We start from the raw sequence: 19,159 nt of genomic DNA on the forward strand, positions 1-19,159 counted from the left end.
CATCCGACGCAAGGGTGCGGTGGAGTCCAGTGGAAGGCGATTTTAAGGCATCGCTCCAGTATCCAATCCGTTTTCAAAGAAGCGTTCCTGCCGAACCAATGTTCGGCAGAAACTGGAAACACCATTGGCGTACCCATCGACCGGGATATCCCGTGCCAAGCCCGCACCTCTGCAGAGCTTCGCTCCGTTTTCCCGGCAGGCCCAGCCTAATTTCCCAGCAAACCCAGCCTAACGCTGCCCATTCAATCCCACAAATAAATCATTGGATACTTGAGACATGCCTCCCAGACCTCCGGCGCACGCTTCCGTCGGATGATCCTGTTTTTCAGGGTTGCCCCAAGTGACTTCCCGCGTTGGTGCCAGGCGATTGCGGTTGCATCGGATGAGCGAAAGTAGGGCTGGCAGGACTTGAACCCGCGACCTAGGAATTATGAGTTCCCAGCTCTAACCAACTGAGCTACAGCCCCTGGAGGTTTTTAGGCCGTTCGGTACACCTAGCGGTACACCTCGGGCCAGAAAACCGGTATCATCACGGGAGCGGTACACCTCCGCGACAAAAACAAAGCCCGACAGTGCGGTCACACTGCGGGCAAATCACCTTTGCTTTAAGGGAGCAACGATGACGGTTAAAAGTGTATCAGGTGGCAAGAAAAAAGCTACCAAGCCAGGTAAGCCCCGCAAGGATTACCCTCTTTTCGCTCATGCCAGTGGGCAGTGGGGCAAGAAGATTCACGGGAAGCTGCACTACTTCGGAGTGTGGGCCGATCCCATCGCCGCTGAAGCTAAGTGGGAGCGGGAAAAGCTGGCTCTACTCGAAGGGCGAAACCCTGACGAGTCCATCGCTGGCGAAACCGTTGGATGGCTCTGCAACACCTTCATGGACGCCAAGCAGGCCCAGCATGATCGCGGCGAGTTAGCCAAAGGCACGGTCAACGACTATCACGCTGCGTGCAAGCTGGTTGCGGCCTACTTCGGCAAAGGCCGGAAACTGGACTCACTCAGACCGGCAGACTTCGAGCGATACCGTGGCTCGCTTCCCGAGACATGGGGGCCGACAACCGTGAACAATCATCTTCGGCTGGTTCGCGTGTTGTTCAAATGGGCCAACGACACCGAAGCGACGGAACGAGAGATCCGGTATAGGATCGGATTGAAAGCCGTTCCGAAAAGCGTGGTGACGAAGCACACCCACAGGCAGAGAGAATAGGGACAGGCAATGAATGGTTGCCTTCGATCGCGGCTTGCATACCATTACCGATGGTTTCGCTGCTCAAAACCGTGACGCTGACGGAGGTGATGAAGATGCCCAGGCAAGCTCGTGGGGAAGTGATCGATCCGAATGAGATTCAGATCCTCCACTGTATCGAGAGGTGCGTCCGCAAGGCGTGGCTCTGTGGGACCGATCCCGTTACAGGAGAGTCCTTCGAGCACCGCAGGGGCTGGATCCGCGACCGAATGGAATTCCTCGCCTCCGTGTTCGGGATCGATTGCCTGACCTTTTCGATCATGAGCAATCACCTTCACCTCGTTTTAAGAAGTCGCCCGGACGTCGTCGCGGCGTGGTCGGACGAGGAGGTCGCCCAGCGTTGGCTGCGGCTGTTCCCCGAACGTCGTAACCCTGACGGCAGCCCCGCCGTGCCGACGAGACCGGAACTGAACATGATCCTGAATCAGCCGGAGGTTCTTGCCTCGCGGCGTCAGCGATTGTCGGACGTGAGCTGGTACATGCGCTGTCTCGCCGAGAATATTGCCCGCCGCAGTAACGCCGAGGACGAGGCTCGCGGCCACTTTTGGAAACGTGCGGTGCCATGCGTCGAAACTCTCAATTGGAAGAAGTTGAATTTGTCGTGTGCTTACGCAGTAGCTGCGTGAGTTTCTAGCTTGTCTTTCGGACAGTACGTTGCGGGGTCCGAAGTGATTCTGGTGGTGCAGGGCGACCTTGACCGCTTTGGTGCTCAGATAACCGACGCAATCGCTGTACCTCGTTCTCGTCTGCCCAGAACAACCAGACGCGTCCGAACGGTCGTTGGTCGGCAATCGCCCAACCACGCGTCACCCAGTCTTTCAATTTTTTCTCAGCGACTCCAATCGCGGATGCGAGATCGCTACCAAGCCATTGGTCATCAAGTGGCTCGGGGGCAGTCAGTTGCTGACGACTTGTTGGATCGTCCGCTAGCAGCTTACCGATCATCGACGCTGAAATCGGCTTGGTGTGCCGCGGCGAACGATAGCCTTCTTGCTCAAGTATCTTGGCCACCTCAGGAGTTCGACGCCCTTCCAAAACCAACTCAAGCATACGTGTCATGAGTTCACGATAGTTGTCCATCTGCGGATACAGTGTGACCGTTCGTGTTATCTCGTAGACGCTCTCATATCCACCTCGCCACTGCAATCGAACGTCGACACGCTGAGTGTTGTTCTGGACCGCTACGATCACTTGTTGTAGTAGCAGTCGAATGATCTCTTTACGATCGACAATGCTTAACGATTCGTTCCAAAGTGAATGCACATCGCGAGAACACTGAAGGATCACATCGCGTTGAGCCTGTGCGAGTTTTGTTGAAACTTGGCCTCGTAGCTCGTTCAATTCCTGCTCAGTGGCTTGCAGTTCAATGAGCGACTGCTCCCAATTGTTTTCCAACTGTGCCGCTACCAAACGATTGGCCGGATCAACATGACGATAGCCTCGCTCAGCAACCTCAACTGCATAACGTGCTTGCTCGACGCGATCAACAAACAGTTTCTCCATTTGTTGCCTCCGCGTCTCTTCATTCTCGATCACTTGCAGGCTCAGTTCGACGCCTGCTGGCGAGAGAGCTTCAAGGATTTTACTTTCAACGAAGCTATCCAATATCTCACAACGAATCGAGCTGTGACATGGCGTGGCAGCGGCGACCGTTCGGTGGCGAAAGCAGCCATACATTGAATGAGAATTCTTCGGATAGTTGGCCGACAAGCGACGACCACAATGGCCGCACTTGATGATTCCACCTAACAACGCTGTGCCACCGCGAACCGGACCACTGCGGTCGGGACGACTATCGTTTTCGGCCAGACGTTGTTGGTTATCACAGTACTGCTGCCATGTAATGTAAGCAGGATGTCGATCAAGCAGTAGCACCTTCCACTGTTCGGGCGGAAGATGTTTTTTTGACGTTTTTTGTGGTGATTTAAGACCGTACTTTTTTTTACGTCCATAGCCATACGCGCCAGCGTAGAGCGGGTGTTTGAGCATCTCGTAAACGGTCGTCTTGGCCGCCAAACGCCAGTCGATCTCGTTCGTGACCCCTGCTTGTCGGTTGCGAAACGGAAGTCGAATGTGATGCTCAGACAAATAATGAAATAAGGCGTGAGAGCTACCAATCACTTGAAATTGTTCAAAGAATATTTTCATCACGTGACGTGCGGATTCGTCAGGATCGAGTTGTGGCATTCCACGCGCGTCGAGGACATAGCCAACCGGAACATCGTGAAACAACTCCCCGCGCTGAGCTTTGCTCAAACGCCCTCTTTCCAGTCGGACCTTCATGGTGTGCAGTTCCATCTCACTGATGATTCCCTTGAGGCCCAGGACGAGTCGATCGTTCGGATCATGGGGGTCAAAGACACCATCTTCATCTGCAATCAACGTATTGAAAATCGCACATACTTCAAACAGATCGCTCCAGTCCTTTGAGTTGCGAGCCAAGCGGCTCATTTCGAGTCCCGCGACAAGACCGACTTTTTGATCGGTGATTAATTCGAGCAGTCGGCGAAAACCTTCTCGCTGGTGCTGCCGCTTCCGCTGAGACCAAGATCGTCATCAATGACCATCACTTTGTCGGGCTCCCAGCCCAGTGCAATGACACGATCTTTCATCGCGTACTGACGTGCGGTTGATTCCTGATGATCTCGTAGTTGGGCACAGGTGGACTGTCTGACATACACGGCCGCATCAAGCTCGAGATGCTCCGCCGTCACTTTCGGATGAAGGAAGTTCCTTGGGCTCGCTTCGAGAACTGCCTTCGCGCTAATTGCAAAATTATTCATCACTGTCCTCCTCGCCGCGGGGCGACTTCAGTGATGACTTGGCCGCTGCTTGCGACAGGAGTTGCAGAATTCGATGTTTGGTCTGCGGGTCGATCGCATGCTCCCACACGCGATCGAGAGGAACCGCTTTTACTATCGATGGCGACGATAGGCGCGGGGGGGGACAGCGGCGGGTTTTCCGTCGGGGCGCATGGGAGACCTTCCGTGATTTGTTTGCGGTGGTACCGCTCCAGCCAGCAAACGAGCGATTTGAGTGCGGAAAAGTCAATTATCCCGATTTGGTCAGATCGGCCAATCCCGATTTCCATCGCGTTGCGAGGGATGGTTCTGGGAAGGGCGCTTTCGGGCGCAGGTGCTCCTCGATGAAACGAGTTTGTTGGCGTGTGCGGCCTACGTGGATCTCAACCCGATTCGCGCCGCCATGGCGGAAACGCCTGAATCGAGCAAGTACACCGGAGCCAAGGATCGGATTGACGACTTGACTCAATGCTCCGATCGGACCCGCCAAAGCACCCATGACTGGGAGCGAAGCCGCGGTCGCCAGCACAGTGGCTGGATGAGTCCGATCGAAATTGACGAGCAGCACGATCGCGTCGGGCCGCACCTGGATCATTCGGGCAGGCGAGGCAGCCTGAAGGGGTTCCTAAGTGTCTCGTTGGCGAGCTATCTGGAATTGCTCGACTGGACAGGCCGTCAACTCCGCAGTGACAAGGTCGGTGCGATCCCCTCGCACTTGCAGCCGATCCTCACACGTATGGGCTTGGATACCCATGCCTGGTGCGACGTTGTGAGCCGATTTGGGCGGGTGTTCAAGCGAGCAGCGGGTAGCCCAGAACACCTCGCCGAGGAAGCCAGCCGTCGCGGTCAAGGTTGGCTCTGCGCCCGTGACAACCCACTCGGGATATCTTCGGCCTGACCGTCTTCGGAAAACCTTCCACTTTGATTCCCTCCGGGGTCGCTGCTGCGCCGATATCGGAGAATCGGATCAGAATCAGCCAGATGCTCGGTGGCAGCATTCTGCGAGGCCCCGATCGTAGTTAAATCGGCCGAAATACAAACCGCAGCCCGGACTGAAAAGTGGGTGGCCCTCTTTCTCTCTCTTTCTCTTGCCGAGCCGTTTGAACGCTTCGTTGTGAACGTGATGCCAAGCGAGCTGGTCCATCGATTCGCTCCAAATGATCGCTGTCTTGCGTGAGTGGCTGAGCGTCATCACGAAGCCGTAACGCTTGACCAATTCGACAGCCCCGTCGGCGGCCCGTAATCGGACTTTCATCTCCAGCCAATCGCTTTGGACTTGCGCCGCCGGTGGCGTTTCGATCCGCCGGAACGGACGCTTGATCGGAGTGGGAAAACGATCGCGAGCGAACTTGCGAACCGACTTGTAGGAACCGGTGTAGCCGTATTCATCGACCAGGTGAGACCACAGATTCTGGACGCTCGGCGGACGCGATGATGACAGCGCCGCAAGCTGATCCTGCCACCAGTGATCGACCACTTCGACAAGCCCGAGTTCCTCGATCAACGAAAGCTTCTTGCGTCCATCGCTGGCCGCCTGAGCCTGACGTTTGAGGTGGTAGCGAACGGAGCCTTCAGAGATGCCCAGTCGTGCGGCGATGGCCGCGTTGGTCTCCCCTTTGAGCCTGAGAACTTTGAGAGTCACGATATCCTCCTTGGTTAGCTTCACAGCGAATCCTTTCCAGCCTTCGAAGTCGAAAGCGTGAATCAGATTTGCTTCGACGGCCCGGGGGAACCCACCATGGAAACCCACCCAAACGGGCCGTCTGATCGAAAATTCACAATCGTAAATCTTCGGGTTCGCTAACTCGGTTTCTCATCGGTTCTGTGACAGTGGGCGGCGGCATCCAGCCGAAACAGCCGCGACGCACTTCGTGTGCGTCGCCCGCCTCGCTTCGCTCGCCCGGAAGAACCAACGCCTGGGCGGCTTCGTGCCGCAGGTGTGGCGGACTTCCTGTCCGCCCACGAAAAAGGCCACCTTGCGGTGGCCGGTTGAAGCGTCGTCTCACTCCGGTGCAGAACGTGGTTGACTCATCAAAGAGACCTGACCCATTTGATCGCTCTCATTTGATCGCTCTTTGACCCATTTGATCGCTCTTCACTCATCAAAGAGACCTGACCCATTTGATCTGACCCACACGGGTTCAGTCAGCGCAAAACTGTTTCACGCGTGGGGCGGCTTGACACATCGCTGAATCGACATGGAAAATGTGGGTAAACCTAAGGGCTGGCCCCTGACCACACACCATCATCACAGAAAGGAATTCCAAAATGAATTTGGAATCTGCTATTGACCGAAGTTAAGACCGTCGCTGACCCATTTGGCCGCTTCTGACCCATGCACGCACGCACGCTGGATCAAAGAGGCCTGACCCATTTGGCCGCTTTCGTGTGCGTCGCCCGTCGGAAGAACCAACGCCTGGGCGGCTTCGTGCCGCGAAGATGGCGGACTTCGTGTCCGCCAACAAGAAAGGCCACCTTGCGGTGGCCTCGTTTCACTCGGGCGCAGACGGTGGTTCTCAGGTTAAACGGTACCGGACACCTTAATCTTATTAACACTTAAGTCGCTTTTCTCCGGTGCGTGAACATGTTGCGCAGGCCACCAATGAGAAAGGCCACCTTGCGGTGGCCTCGTTGGGCCTCGTTTCACTCCGGTGCAGTGGCTGCCTTACTCATCTAAGAGACTTGACCCATTAGATGATTCCTAGATGGTCATCTCTCCAAAAGCAAGGAAGCCCTGCGACGCCAATTCGACGGGATGTCATTTATTCCTTGCTTTAGGTAAGTTACAAGCTTTTCGTTCATATAGTCGCATCGTTCTGCGAATTGGACTACGCTCGCATATGGCGAGCGGTCTTCATGATCAACGAGTTCAGTCAGCAAAATGTCGAATCTCTGAAAATGTGGGTCGCGTTCACTGCGGTTTAGCTCCTTTAGTATCGCTCCAATCGAATCAATACAGCGGCACAGAATTTCGCTATTGTCTTTATCGACCCGACCATTTCTACCGCAAGCTCTCATCGCAACGTCGAAAAGAGATGGAATTAATTCGACCGCGTTCCTCCCAAGACCACCCGAAAAAATTACCGCAATTCTGCGATCACGAGTGCGAGGCGAGTGAAGCATGCTGTGAAGTTTGTCTTCCATCGTTCGTGCTTAGTATGGTGGTGGACGAGTCGGATCTTCTTTAGGTTCTTTGTCAGGAAGCTGGTCGGGAGACGCGCACACATCGCCATCGTCCCAGCAATCCACCGTATTCCTGCACCCACATTCCTTAACGCTTCCAGGAAGTTCATCCGGGTATTGCTGGATAGTACAGCACCAGCATTCGCCTTCGTCGCATGGGTGGTCATCTTCCTTTTCCACTGGCGGCCTGCTCGAGTCCACAACACGACGCAGTACCCATCTGCACGAAGGTTCTGTACACTTCTCGCCAAACTTTTCACAGACTTTTATCCAGATCAAAAGCCCTATAGCTTGAGGCCCTGTGGGCCCGATCGGGCCCATGGGTTTTGGTCCACGAAATGGAATTGGACCCTCCGGACTTATCCCTGGCGGCATTGTCCCTGGGTTAATCACTGGACCACTTGGCGGAATTGGAAATCTTGGTGGCGCAGACGGAGCACCCAAACCCAACGGATCTACTGCTAACAACGCCATACCTGAAACGTATTCGTACAGACTCCATGGGCTTCCCCGATACCCGATCGGATCTCTGGAGCTAAACCTGCCCAGTTGAGCGTCGTACCACCGGTTCCGGAAGTAGTACAGCCCGGCATCCGGTGTCCACTCGCGGCTGGTGTAGGTGTAGTGGACCCCGTAGCTGCTGATCGCTCGTGGCGTGAAGTCGGCCTCGAAGATGCTCAGGTTGCCGTAGGGGCCGTATTCGTAGCGTTCTTGAACGCTGCCGGAATCGCTCACCACCGCCGTCGTGTTCCAGTTCGCATCGGCTAGGTAATACAGTCGCTCGGTCAAGAGTCCACCCGACGGCGAGATGTCACGGTCTCGGAGTACGAGATCGTCGATGTACCGCATCCCCCACACGTATTGGCGGCGTGGGGTGCTGGAGGTATCGACGTGTTCTTCGACGCACTGCCAGGCGTCGGTGAAGTAGTAGTCTCGCGTTTGGTCGAGGGTTCCCGAGGTGTATTCTTTGGCAACGATCCGGAAGTTGCGACCGTCATACTGGTTTTCTACAAGGACATTTGAGTTGGAGTCATCGACGAGCTTGGTCATCCGGTTCCAGGCGTCGAACGTTGCCGTCATCGTGGCGTTGGTGCCCAGATCAGGACGTGGGTTCGTGGTCGTATTACCGTTCCTGTCGTAAACGGGTGTCGCCCAGACGTCGCTCGGCGTGTTGCTGATGTCCGTGATCTCGTTGACTTCGTTCGCCGTGCGCGTTTGATTAAAATCCCAGGTACCGTCGCCGTTCTCGTCTTGCCGGAATTCTTTCCAGTTACCTGTCGGATCGAGCGTCCAGCACTGGGCCGTGTCGAGCGATGTGATCGCGGTGTGCGTTGCGTTGAGTTGGCCACGCTGAGCAGACTGCAGGCGATGGAGCCCGTCGTAAGCGTACAGCCAGTCGTACTCCCGGTTGGGGTCCGACGGGTTTTCTCGCCACGTGCGGTTGCTGGCTCGGTCATAGCCGTACTCGATCCGGGACAGGTCGGTGCCTGCCGAGACGTCTCGCCAGCGAACGTCCTTTACCCGACCAAAGCGATCGAGACCGCTGTAGATATCACCAGTGTCGGGGTCAGTCGACAGGGTTGGCGAGATCAGCGTGTAGCGGAGATCGGCCTGGGTGCTGTCCTGTTGGACGAATGTGCCGAGACCCAGGTATTCGTAGTCAGCCAAGACCGTGGAATCGTCATCGATCAGGCTGGACACCTGGTTCAGTTTATCGGTGATCGAGCCACTGCTGCCGTAGTCGAGCGTGACGTCGCGCCCGTTGGGATAGAGCGTGGCGGTGGGACGCAGCACGTTCCCGCTGCCATCGGTGTACGACCGTCCCACGCTGGGCGTGGTGGCGGGATTGACCGCGCCGCTGTGCGATTGGAACGTCTTGGTCACTTGTCCGAACCCATCGAACTGCCGGGTGATTTGATTCTCGATCGATCCGCTGCCGACCGATGCGTTATTATAGCAAGTCACCGCCGAGATATTCCCGCGAACGTTGTACGCCTGCTCTACGCGGCGGATCGCTCCGTCGACGCCTGCACCTAAGGTCGTCACCCAGTCCTGCGTCTGACGACCGAGGGCATCGAAGTCGTACTGGCGAGTCGTGCCGTTTTGATCCGTGAGGCTGGTCCGCTGCGACTGGCGGTTGTACGTGTAGCTGACGCTGTCGGACGTGCCGGTTGAATCAGGGTAGATCTCACGACGAAGCAGACTGCTCGATGCAATCGCGCTGTCTGAAAGCGTGGTCCCGTAGATGTACTGCGTCACCTGATTTCCGGTGGAGGCGTTGACGGCGGTGAGTGTTTTGAGATCACCATCGGGTGTGTAGGTGAACTGCACGGTTTGGTTTTGATCGTCCGATGCCGTACACGCGGTGCTGGTGCTCGAACTGGCCGGTGGATCGACGACGTTATCGATCGTTTCGCTCTGGCGACTGGCGGCATCGTAAATGGTCCGCGAAATCTTGCCGGCAGGGTCGATACTGTCGCGCAGTCGACCCGCGCTATCGTAGACTTGCCGGGAGACCAGGATCGTATCGCTGCTGGAGGGAATCGTGGCCGAGCGGGTCAGGGCCGTGCCACCGTTGGTTCCATTCTCCGCCGAGGCGATCATACGGCCCAGGGCATCGGGGTAGTTGGCTGAATATTGTACGCGGGCATTGGGCGTCGCCGAGGGCGAGCCCAACTCACCGGTCTGGGCGGCCGAAGCATTGTGGTATCGCTGCCGCCTGGAGGCTTGGATCGAGTTTCCCGCATCGTCGTAAGCCATGTCCGTTTGCGAGAGGATCACGTCGCCGGTGACGTTCAAGGCGTCGGCATAGGTCGTGTCGTTGCCGTAACCAGTATACGAGTGGACCATCCAGCCCGTGCTGTCAAAGACTTGTTTGGTAAAGCGGCTCGAACCTCCCGGCATGGATTTGACTGGGTTGCCGACCGCATCGAACCAGGTATTGCCGGTGATCGGGTTGCCGACCGTGCCCGTGTTGGGATCGACTGCATAGCGACTGGACTGGTAAACCCGTCCCAGGTTGTCGCACTTGGTCACATTTCGAGAGACCAGATTACCGCTGGCGGAAGTATCGTAGCGGTCGGACTGGATCACCCGGTTCAGGTTGTCATAGGTAACCCGACCAAAGGCATCGAGTTCCCCATTGGTGTCCACCAGCCGGTTCCGCCAATCGTAGGTGAACGCGGTGGTGCGGGTGTTGACGCCATCGACATAAGCGATTTGACTGGTCAGGTTGTTGTCGCCCCCGTCATTGCCGTTGTCGAAGACAGAGCCGCTGACCTGCACCATGTTGTTGCCCGAGGCACCGCCGCCGGTCGGGTCGGACTCGGTGGCCCCAGTGTCATTGGTGCCCACAAAGATCGCGATGACGTTGTCGCGAACGTCATAAACGCGTTGGCTGATCGTGCCGCCGGGCGAGATCTGCAGGTTCTGCCGCTTCTGGCTATCGTAGCCGTAGGTTGTTTGGTCGTAATGGGTCCCACTGGCCCCCTGGCCGGAGGCCGGGATGGTGTGATAGGCGCGCATCGATGAGACGTGGCAGCAGTCGGTATACTGCCAAGTGGTCCAGCTCGTGAACGACGCTTGCGAGAACGTATCGGTGGGCTGCAAGCGACCCGAGGTCGATCCACGCGGCACTTGGATCTGCTCCAGGGTATTCCCACGTGCATCCCGTTGCTGGATGTTGACCGGGTTGATCAGGGTGTAGGTATAGGCGGGACCGGTTCCTGTTGCGTAACCGCTGGCGGTCCAGGTGGCGTGCTGAGCATCTTTGTAAACGGTCCAGGTGGCACGGCGGACAGCAGTGGCGGTGCCGCCGAGGTCGATGGTGTGAACGGGTCCCAGTTGCTGGGTCGTTCGTCCCTGCGAATCGATCTCGTAATCGAAGATCAAGTGCTTACCACCGCCGCTCGGCGTGCTCCAGCCCGATGGCACGCCCGAGAGCAGCGAGGTGTCGGCATCGTCAATTCGCTGCAGCATCGCTCCGAGCACTTGGTCGTAGAACATCCGCGTGATGAACCCGCGGGCGTCCATTGACCACGTCAAGTTACCCCGTTCGTCATAAACTTGCTCTTGCGTCGTTGCAGTATTGGGGCCGTTTTGCGATGTCGTCACCGCCGGTAAAGTCACTGTGCCCAGCTTGACTTGGACCGTGTCGGTGTACCACTGGTAGGCATAGGTCGTCTCAAGTGGCTCACTGCCCGCATCGTCACGGAACTGAGTCTGCTTGGCGATCGGGTAAATCGTGGCCCCGCCACCGGTTCGCTCGGTGTACTCCAGCTCGCTTTGCAGCACCGGTGTGCCGCCGCTGCCCTTCTTCAGCGATGTTGACTCTAAGTAACCAGCAGCGGCGCCGCTTCCCGTCGTCGCGTAGGAAGGAGATTAGGGACAGGCAATAAATAGTTGCCTTCGGTCGCGGCTTGCGTACCATTGCCGATGGGTTCGCTGCTCAAAACCGTGACGCAGATGGAGGTGATGAAGATGCCCAGGCAAGCTCGTGGGGAAGTGATCGATCCGAATGAGGTTCAGATCCTCCACTGTATCGAGAGGTGCGTCCGCAAGGCGTGGCTCTGCGGAACCGATCCCGCTACTGGAGAGTGTTTTGAACACCGCAGGGGCTGGATCCGCGACCGAATGGAGTTCCTTGCATCGGCGTTCGGTATCGATTGCCTGACCTTTTCGATCATGAGCAATCACCTGCACCTGGTTCTAAGAAGTCGCCCGGACGTCGTGGCGGCGTGGTCGGACGAAGAGGTCGCCCAGCGTTGGCTGCGACTGTTCCCCGCACGTCGCAACCCCGACGGCAGCCCCGCCGTGCCGACGACAGCGGAACTGAATACGGTCCTGAATCAGCCGGAGATTCTAGCCTCACGGCGTCAGCGATTGTCGGACGTGAGTTGGTATATGCGCTGTCTCGCCGAGCATATTGCTCGCCGCAGCAACGCCGAGGACAAGGCTCGCGGCCACTTTTGGGAAGGTCGTTTTCGGGCACAGGTACTCCTCGATGAAGCGAGTTTGCTAGCGTGCGCGGCCTATGTGGATCTCAACCCAATTCGCGCCGCCATGGCGGAAACGCCGGAATCGAGCGAGTACACCGGAGCCAAGGACCGGATTGATGACTTGACTCAATGCTCCGATCGGACCCGCGAAAGTACCCATGACTGGGAGCGAAGCCGCGGTCGGCATCGCAGCGGCTGGATGAGTCCGATGGAAATTGACGAGCAGCACGATCCCGTCGGGCCGCACCTGGACCATTCGGGCAGACGAGGCAGCCTGAAGGGTTTCCTAAGTGTCTCGTTGGCCAGCTATCTGGAATTGCTCGACTGGACGGGCCGTCAACTCCGCAGTGACAAGGTCGGTGCGATCCCCTCGCACTTGCAGCCGATCCTCACACGCATCGGCTTGGATACCCATGCCTGGTGCGACGTCGTGAGCCGATTTGGGCGGGTGTTCAAGCGAGCAGCGGGCAGCCCAGAACACCTCGCCGAGGAAGCCAGCCGTCGCGGTCAAGGTTGGCTCTGCGCCCGTGACAACCCACTCGGGATATCTTCGGCCTGACCGCCTTCGGAAAACCTTCCACTTTGATTCCCTCCGGGGTCGCTGCTGCGCCGATATCGGAGAATCGGATCAGAATCAGCCAGATGCTCGGTGGCAGCATTCTGCGAGGACCGGATCGTAGTTAAATCGGCCGAAATACAAGCCGCAGGCCTGGCTGAAAAGTGGGTGGCTGAAAAGTGGGTGGCCCGAATGGCAGCCCGAATGGCATTGCTCAATGCTCTTTCAGAAAAGCTTCAAGCTGACAGCGAACGCATTGATGCGCTCGAAAATGCTTTGCTCGCATCCATTGCCGACCATCCGATTGGCGACCGACAACCGCGGATTCATCCACGCGAAATAAAACGCAGGCCCAAGCCGTACCCCACGATGAAACAACCACGACACGCCGCCCGAAGGTCAGCGGCGTGAAGGACTTACGGCTAAAACACGCGGCATTCAGACTTGACCCATTAGATGGCTTCACAGCTATATGGCGGGACCGGAACTGTCCTTGATTTTGCCCTTCTCTTTTGATCTCGCCAAGATGGTCAAAAGCCAATACACGCTCCAGAACAGACTCAAAGCCGCAAGCCAATGACCAGGATTTATTGGGTTTGTGTCCTCATCAAGAAGCTCGATATATCGTCTTTGAATAACGAAACCCGTGACGATTAAGGCTAACCCAGCGAGGGAAAGGTGCCGCAATCCGTGCATTGAGGCAACGTCTTGCCAGAGCCGATACCACAGCCGGTGTTGGTCGGAAACTTTATTGTTCATTGAAGGTATTTTCGAGAATAGTCTTGAAGAAGCAGACCCCCTCGATACTAACGCAGATCGAGATCGGTTGTGAAATAACCGACCTTTTTCCTGCAACATTCTTCACAGCTGTCTGTTCGAAAGTAGCTCAAGAAATGGCACGGCGAAATATACGTTTCCAAGCCAACACACATGTTGTTTGATGTCATGTCATCGAAAGAGTCAGCGACCGGATCGCCGTCAACAACTAGATCGAGTCCTTCTTTCGCAAGTTGTGCAATCACTCCAACCATCTGCGAGCACTGGCGCGCAATCGCGCAACTAGTTACGCAATGCTTCCAACTGTCGCCAGCATTCGGATGCGCCTTGTTGATTCGAAATGCACCAGATTGTGTTGCGCACAGTAGAGCTGCTGCTTGCACGGCGGACAGCGCGGCACCAATAACAACTACTCCCTCCCCTGTTGGATCAGTTTTCGTGGGAACGAAATATGATGCGTACAAATTATGACCGTCCACATACCCAATGGGATCTCTGGAGCTAAACCGCCCCAGCTGAGCGTCATACCAGCGGTTACGGAAGTAGTACAGCCCTGCATCCGGTGTCCACTCGCGACTGGTGTAAGTGTAATGCACGCCGTAGCTGCTAACCGCTCGCGGCGTGAAGTTGGCCTCGAAGACGCTCAGGTTGCCGTAGGGGTCGTATTCGTAGCGTTCTTGCACGCTACCCGAATCGCTCACTACCGCAGTTGTGTTCCAGTTCGCATCGGCTAGGTAATATAGTCGCTCGGTCATAAGTCCACCCGAAGGCGAGATATCACGATCGCGGAGTACGAGGTCGTCGATGTACCGCATCCCCCACACGTATTGGCGACGCGGCGTGTTCGAGGTGTCGACGTGTTCTTCGACACACTGCCAGGCGTCGGTGAAGTAGTAGTCACGCGTCCGAGCGAGTGTTCCCGAGGTGTACTCCTTAGCAACGATCCGGAAGTTGCGGCCGTCGAATTGGTTTTCCAGTAACACGTTCGAAGTCGCGTCCTCGACTAGCTTCGTCATCCGGTTCCAGGCGTCGAAGGTGGCCGTCATTGTCGCGTCGGTGCCCAGGTCCGGACGTGGGTTCGTGGTCGTGTTACCGTTCCTGTCGTAAACGGGAGTCGCCCAGATGTCGCTCGGCGTGTTGCTGATGTCGGTGATCTCATTGACTTCGTTCGCAGTACGCGTCTGATTGAAATCCCAGGTACCGTCTCCGTTCTTGTCCTGCCGGAACTCTTTCCAATTACCCGTCGGATCGAGTGTCCAGCACTGGGCGGCATCGAGCGATGTGAGCGCGGTGTGCGTGCCATTGAGCTGGCCACGTTGAGCGGACTGCAAACGATGGAGTCCGTCATACTGATACAGCCAGTCGTGTTCCCTGTTGGGATCCGACGGGTTTTCTCGCCAAGTGCGGTTGCTGGCCCGGTCATAGCCGTACTCGACCCGGGAGAGGTCGGTCGCTGCGGAGATATCTCGCCAGCGAACATCCTTCACCCGACCGAAGCGATCCAGACCGCTGTAGATATCACCTGTATCCGGGTCGGTCGAGAGGCTTGGCGAGATCAGCGTGTAGCGGAGATCGGCCTGTGTGCTGTCCTGTTGGACGAACGTGCCGAGACCCAGGTATTCGTAGGCGGCTAAGACGGTGGAATCGTCATCGACTAGGTTGGACACCTGGTTTAGTTTATCGGTGATCGAGCCACTGCTGCCGTAGTCGAGTGTGACTATTCGCCCGTTGGGATAGAGCGTCGCTGTGGGACGCAGCACGTTTCCACTGCCATCGGTGTAGGAACGTCCGACGCTGGGCGTGGAAGCGGGGTTGACCGCGCCGCTGTGCGACTGGAACGTTTTGGTCACTTGTCCGAACCCATCGAACTGCCGGGTGATTTGATTCTCGATCGATCCACTGCCGACCGACGGGTTATTATAACAGGTCACCGCCGAGACGTTGCCGCGAACATCATAGGTTTGCTCTACTCGGCGGATAGTTCCGTCGACGCCTGCGCCCAAGGCCGTCACCCGGTCCTGCGTCTGACGGCCTAGGGAGTCATAGTGGTACTGGCGGGTCGAACCGTTTTGATCCGTGAGGCTGGTCCGCTGCGACTGGCGGTTGTACGTGTAGCTGACGCTATCAGACGTGCCCGTCGAATCCGGGTAGATCTCACGACGCAGCAGGCTGCTCGACGCGATCGCGCTGTCTGAAAGCGTGGTGCCGTAGATGTACTGAGTCACCTGATTGCCGGTCACGGCGTTGACGGCGGTCAGCGTTTTCAGATCACCATCGGGTGTGTAGGTGAACAGCACGGTTTGGTTTTGGTCGTCTGAGGCCGTGCAGGCAGTGCCGGTGCTCGAACTGGCGGGTGGATCGACCACGTTATCGATCGTTTCGCTCTGGCGACTGGCGGCATCGTAAATGGTCTGTGAGATCTTGCCAGCAGGGTCGATGGTGTCAAGCAGTCGGCCGGCGTTATCGAAGACTTGATGGGAGACGAGGACCGTATCGCTGCTGGCGGGGATCGTGGCCGAACGGGTCAGGGCCGTGCCACCGTTCGTTCCATACTCAGCCGAAGCGATCATTCGCCCCAGGGCATCGGGGTAGCTCGCCGAGTACTGAACGCGGGCGTTCGGCGTCGCCGCCGGAGTGCCCAATGCTCCGGTTTGGGAGGCCGGGGCATTGTGGTAACGCTGCCGCGTGGTGGCTTGGATCGTGTTTCCCGCATCGTCGTAAGCCATGTCGGTCTGCGACAGAATCACGTCGCCGGTGACGTACAAGGCATCGGCATAGGAGGTGTCGTTGCCATAACCAGTATACGAGTGGGCCATCCAGCCCGTGCTGTCAAAGACTTGTTTGGTAAAGCGGCTCGAACCACCGGGCATGGATTTGACGGGGTTGCCGACGGCATCGAACCAGGTATTGCTGGTGATCGGGTTGCCGATAGCGCCCGTCGTGGGATCGACCGCGTATTGAATCGATTGGTAAACCCGTCCCAGGTTGTCGTACTTGGTTGCATTCCGGGAGACGAGATTACCGCTGGCGGAAGTGTCGTAGCGGTCGGACTGGATCACCTGGCTCAGGTTGTCGTAGGTAACCCGCAGGAAGAGATCGAGCTCCCCGTTAGTGTCCACGCGGCGATTGCGCCAATCGTAGGTGAACGCGGTGGTGCGGGTGTTGACGCCATCGACGTAAGCGATCTGGCTGGTCAGGTTGTTATCGCCCCCGTCATTGCCGCTGTCGAAGACGTAGCCGCTGACCTGGACCATGTTGTTACCCGAGGCACCGCCGCCGGTCGGGTCGGACTCAGTGGACCCGGTATCGTTGGTGCCCACGTAGATCGCCACCACGTTGTCGCGAATATCGTGAATGCGTTGGCGAATGGTGCCGCCGGGGGAAATCTGCAGGTTCTGCCGCTTCTGACTGTCATAGCCGTAAGTCGTTTGGTCGTAGTGGGTCCCACTAGATCCTGCACCGGTGGCCGGGATGGTGTGATAGGTGCGAGTCGACGAGACCAAGCAGCAGTCGGTGTACTGCCAAGTGGTCCAGCTCGTGAACGACGCTTGCGAGAACGTATCGCTGGGCTGCAAGCTGCCCGAGGTTGATCCTCGCGGCACTTGGATCTGCTCCAGGACGTTCCCGCGTGCGTCTCGTTGCTGGATGTTGACCGGGTTGATCAGGGTGTAGGTGTAAGCGGGGCCCGTTCCAGTGGCATAGCCGCTGGCGGTCCAGGTCGCGTGCTCAGCATCTTTGTAAACGTTCCAGTGGGCGCGGCGAACCGAAGTGGCCGTGCCACTGAGGTCGATCGTGTGAACTGGGCCCAGTTGCTGGGTCGTTCGTCCCCGCGAATCGATCTCGTAATCGGAAATCAAGTGCTTGCCACCGCCGCTCGGCGTGCTCCAGCCAGACGGCACGCCCGAGAGCAATGATGTGTCGGCATCATTGATGCGCTGTAGCATCGCTCCGAGCACTTGGTCGTAGAACATCCGCGTGATGACCCCACGCGCGTCCATCGACCACGTCTGGTTCCCCCGTTCGTCATACACTTGCTTCTGAGTGGTCGCGGTATTGGGGCCGTTCTGTGCGGTCGTCACCACCGGTAAAGTCACCGTTCGTTGCTTGATCTGGACCGTGTCGGTGTACCACTCGTAGGCGTAGGTCGTTTCAAGTGGCTCGGTGCCGGCATCGTCACGGAACTGAGTTTGCTTAGCGATCGGGTAAATCGTGGCCCCACCGCCCGTTCGTTCGGTGTACCCCAGTTCGCTTTGAGGCACTGGCGTGCCACCATTGCCCTTCTTCAGCGATGTCGACTTCAGATAACCAGCAGCGGCACCACTTCCCGTGGTCGCGTAGTAACTGTACAGGCTGATGAGACCCGCAGCCGATCGCAACGTGATCCCCAGGTCCGCTGCACCCGGATTGTAACTAACAACGGCCGACGGCCAAGCCGTTTGAATGAGACGCCCCGCGTCATCATATGTGTCGGCTGTCAACCACTGATCTGACCCGAACGTGAGCACACTGAGCAGGCCCTGCCCGATGAAGTTGGTGTAAACCGTATTAACCGAACCACCCGGACGAGTCTCGGTGGTCTTGCGGCTCCAGTGATTGTAGCCATCGGCGTTCAGACTTTGCTCGTACGCAAAGCTGTACGTGAGCGAGCCGCGATCGACGATCTCTTTGGTCACGCGGCGCTGCGAATCATACTCAAAGTAGTACTTCGAGTACTGCAAGAGCACGGCGTTGCTGACCGTTGTGGGATCGAGCGAATCGGCCAGTAGATCTTCGTAGCCATCCGGCTCGACGACGTATCGCAAGCCGTGCTGGAAGCCTTGGGGATCACCTGTTTTGTAATAGCGATAGTAACTCTGTTTGACATTAACCCAGGTCGCCCCGGAAGGCTCCTGAACACGAACACGCATCAGGTCACCTGAAGACCCAAAGCTGTTCGAGCCATCATAATACTCGTACGTCACGCGGCGAATGCTGACCCAACCGCTCGCATTGGCCTGACGGCGGTAGGTCACCGAAGTTGTGAGTCCCGTTCCGTTGAATTCGTATGTAAACTGCGTGGTGGTTGTATCGCTTCCTACGACCGTTTGACGTTGGATTGTCTGGATCCGACCCGAGGCGGAATATGCAACGACATCGGTCTGCTGTCCTGATACATCGATCATCCTGGTCAACTGACCTGGCACTGGCTGGGCACCTGAAGCCGCCGACGAGGACGAAGACGAACCACAAGGCTCATCGCCAAAGTCTTTGAAGAACCAGTTCTCACCGGAAGGCTGGGTGAGGACGTATCGACGTGAATCGCAGTCGTGCGTCAGCGAGGACTTACCGCCGTAGCGTGCTACGAACGAGACTTCACCACCGGACTCGACTCGATCAAACCACAACGCATTGCGCGTGCTGCGTACGAACGCGATGGTTCCATCGGGCCCTTTGAGCAAGTACGGCCAAGCTTCGACGAGCCAATTATAGCCCAAACCAACCTCGTTCTGGCCCTGGAGTTGATTACTGTACTGACGCCGCTGTGCCCAGGGACCGCCAGCACCCATGGCTTGCATGTCAGTGACGGCAAGTTGCAATTCACCGTTGGAGTAACGCACGG

Annotated in this window: 9 protein-coding genes and 1 tRNA gene; 4 read left to right on the top strand and 6 right to left on the bottom strand. The window is 57.3% G+C overall.

The window, feature by feature from the left end:
- Positions 1-393 precede the first annotated feature (393 nt).
- Positions 394-467 (bottom strand) — tRNA-Ile (locus SH410x_RS12745).
- A 152-nt stretch (positions 468-619) separates the two neighbouring features.
- On the opposite strand from SH410x_RS12745, the gene SH410x_RS12750 reads away from it, so the two are divergent.
- The gene (locus tag SH410x_RS12750) at positions 620-1,207 is read left to right on the top strand and encodes a hypothetical protein (protein WP_473676871.1); all 588 of its coding nucleotides are present in this window, start codon (positions 620-622) and stop codon (positions 1,205-1,207) included.
- Positions 1,208-1,257: 50 nt separating this feature from the next.
- A complete protein-coding gene (locus SH410x_RS12755; RefSeq protein WP_473676872.1) occupies positions 1,258-1,872 on the top strand; it encodes a transposase in 615 nt (204 codons plus the stop codon).
- A gap of 4 nt (positions 1,873-1,876) precedes the next feature.
- On the opposite strand, the gene SH410x_RS12760 is transcribed toward SH410x_RS12755, so the two are convergent.
- Together SH410x_RS12760 and SH410x_RS12765 are read right to left on the bottom strand one after the other, a co-directional pair.
- The gene (locus SH410x_RS12760) at positions 1,877-3,748 is read right to left on the bottom strand and encodes a recombinase family protein (protein WP_473677305.1); all 1,872 of its coding nucleotides are present in this window, start codon (positions 3,746-3,748) and stop codon (positions 1,877-1,879) included.
- On the bottom strand, positions 3,736-4,029 hold the full coding sequence (locus tag SH410x_RS12765; RefSeq protein ID WP_473676873.1) for a hypothetical protein: 294 nt from the start codon (positions 4,027-4,029) through the stop codon (positions 3,736-3,738). The genes SH410x_RS12760 and SH410x_RS12765 overlap by 13 nt, the downstream gene beginning before the upstream one ends.
- Positions 4,030-4,282: 253 nt before the next feature.
- Here SH410x_RS12765 and SH410x_RS12770 point away from each other — a divergent pair, with 253 nt between their 5' ends.
- Entirely contained in the window at positions 4,283-4,945 is a 663-nt protein-coding gene (locus SH410x_RS12770) for a hypothetical protein (RefSeq protein ID WP_473676874.1), read from the top strand.
- A gap of 75 nt (positions 4,946-5,020) precedes the next feature.
- On the opposite strand, the gene SH410x_RS12775 is transcribed toward SH410x_RS12770, so the two are convergent.
- Both SH410x_RS12775 and SH410x_RS12780 read right to left on the bottom strand, forming a co-directional pair.
- On the bottom strand, positions 5,021-5,689 hold the full coding sequence (locus tag SH410x_RS12775; RefSeq protein WP_473676875.1) for a transposase: 669 nt from the start codon (positions 5,687-5,689) through the stop codon (positions 5,021-5,023).
- A gap of 1,511 nt (positions 5,690-7,200) precedes the next feature.
- On the bottom strand, positions 7,201-11,523 hold the full coding sequence (locus tag SH410x_RS12780) for an RHS repeat domain-containing protein (protein ID WP_473676876.1): 4,323 nt from the start codon (positions 11,521-11,523) through the stop codon (positions 7,201-7,203).
- A 141-nt stretch (positions 11,524-11,664) separates the two neighbouring features.
- Between SH410x_RS12780 and SH410x_RS12785 the strand changes: the two genes are divergently transcribed.
- Positions 11,665-12,786 (top strand): transposase, encoded by a 1,122-nt coding sequence (locus SH410x_RS12785; protein ID WP_473676877.1) that lies wholly within the window; start codon positions 11,665-11,667, stop codon positions 12,784-12,786.
- Positions 12,787-13,589: 803 nt separating this feature from the next.
- Here the strand turns inward: SH410x_RS12785 and SH410x_RS12790 are convergent.
- The gene (locus SH410x_RS12790; protein ID WP_473676878.1) at positions 13,590-19,157 is read right to left on the bottom strand and encodes an RHS repeat-associated core domain-containing protein; all 5,568 of its coding nucleotides are present in this window, start codon (positions 19,155-19,157) and stop codon (positions 13,590-13,592) included.
- Positions 19,158-19,159 lie beyond the last annotated feature (2 nt).

The organism is Rhodopirellula sp. SH410 (genome assembly GCF_055811895.1).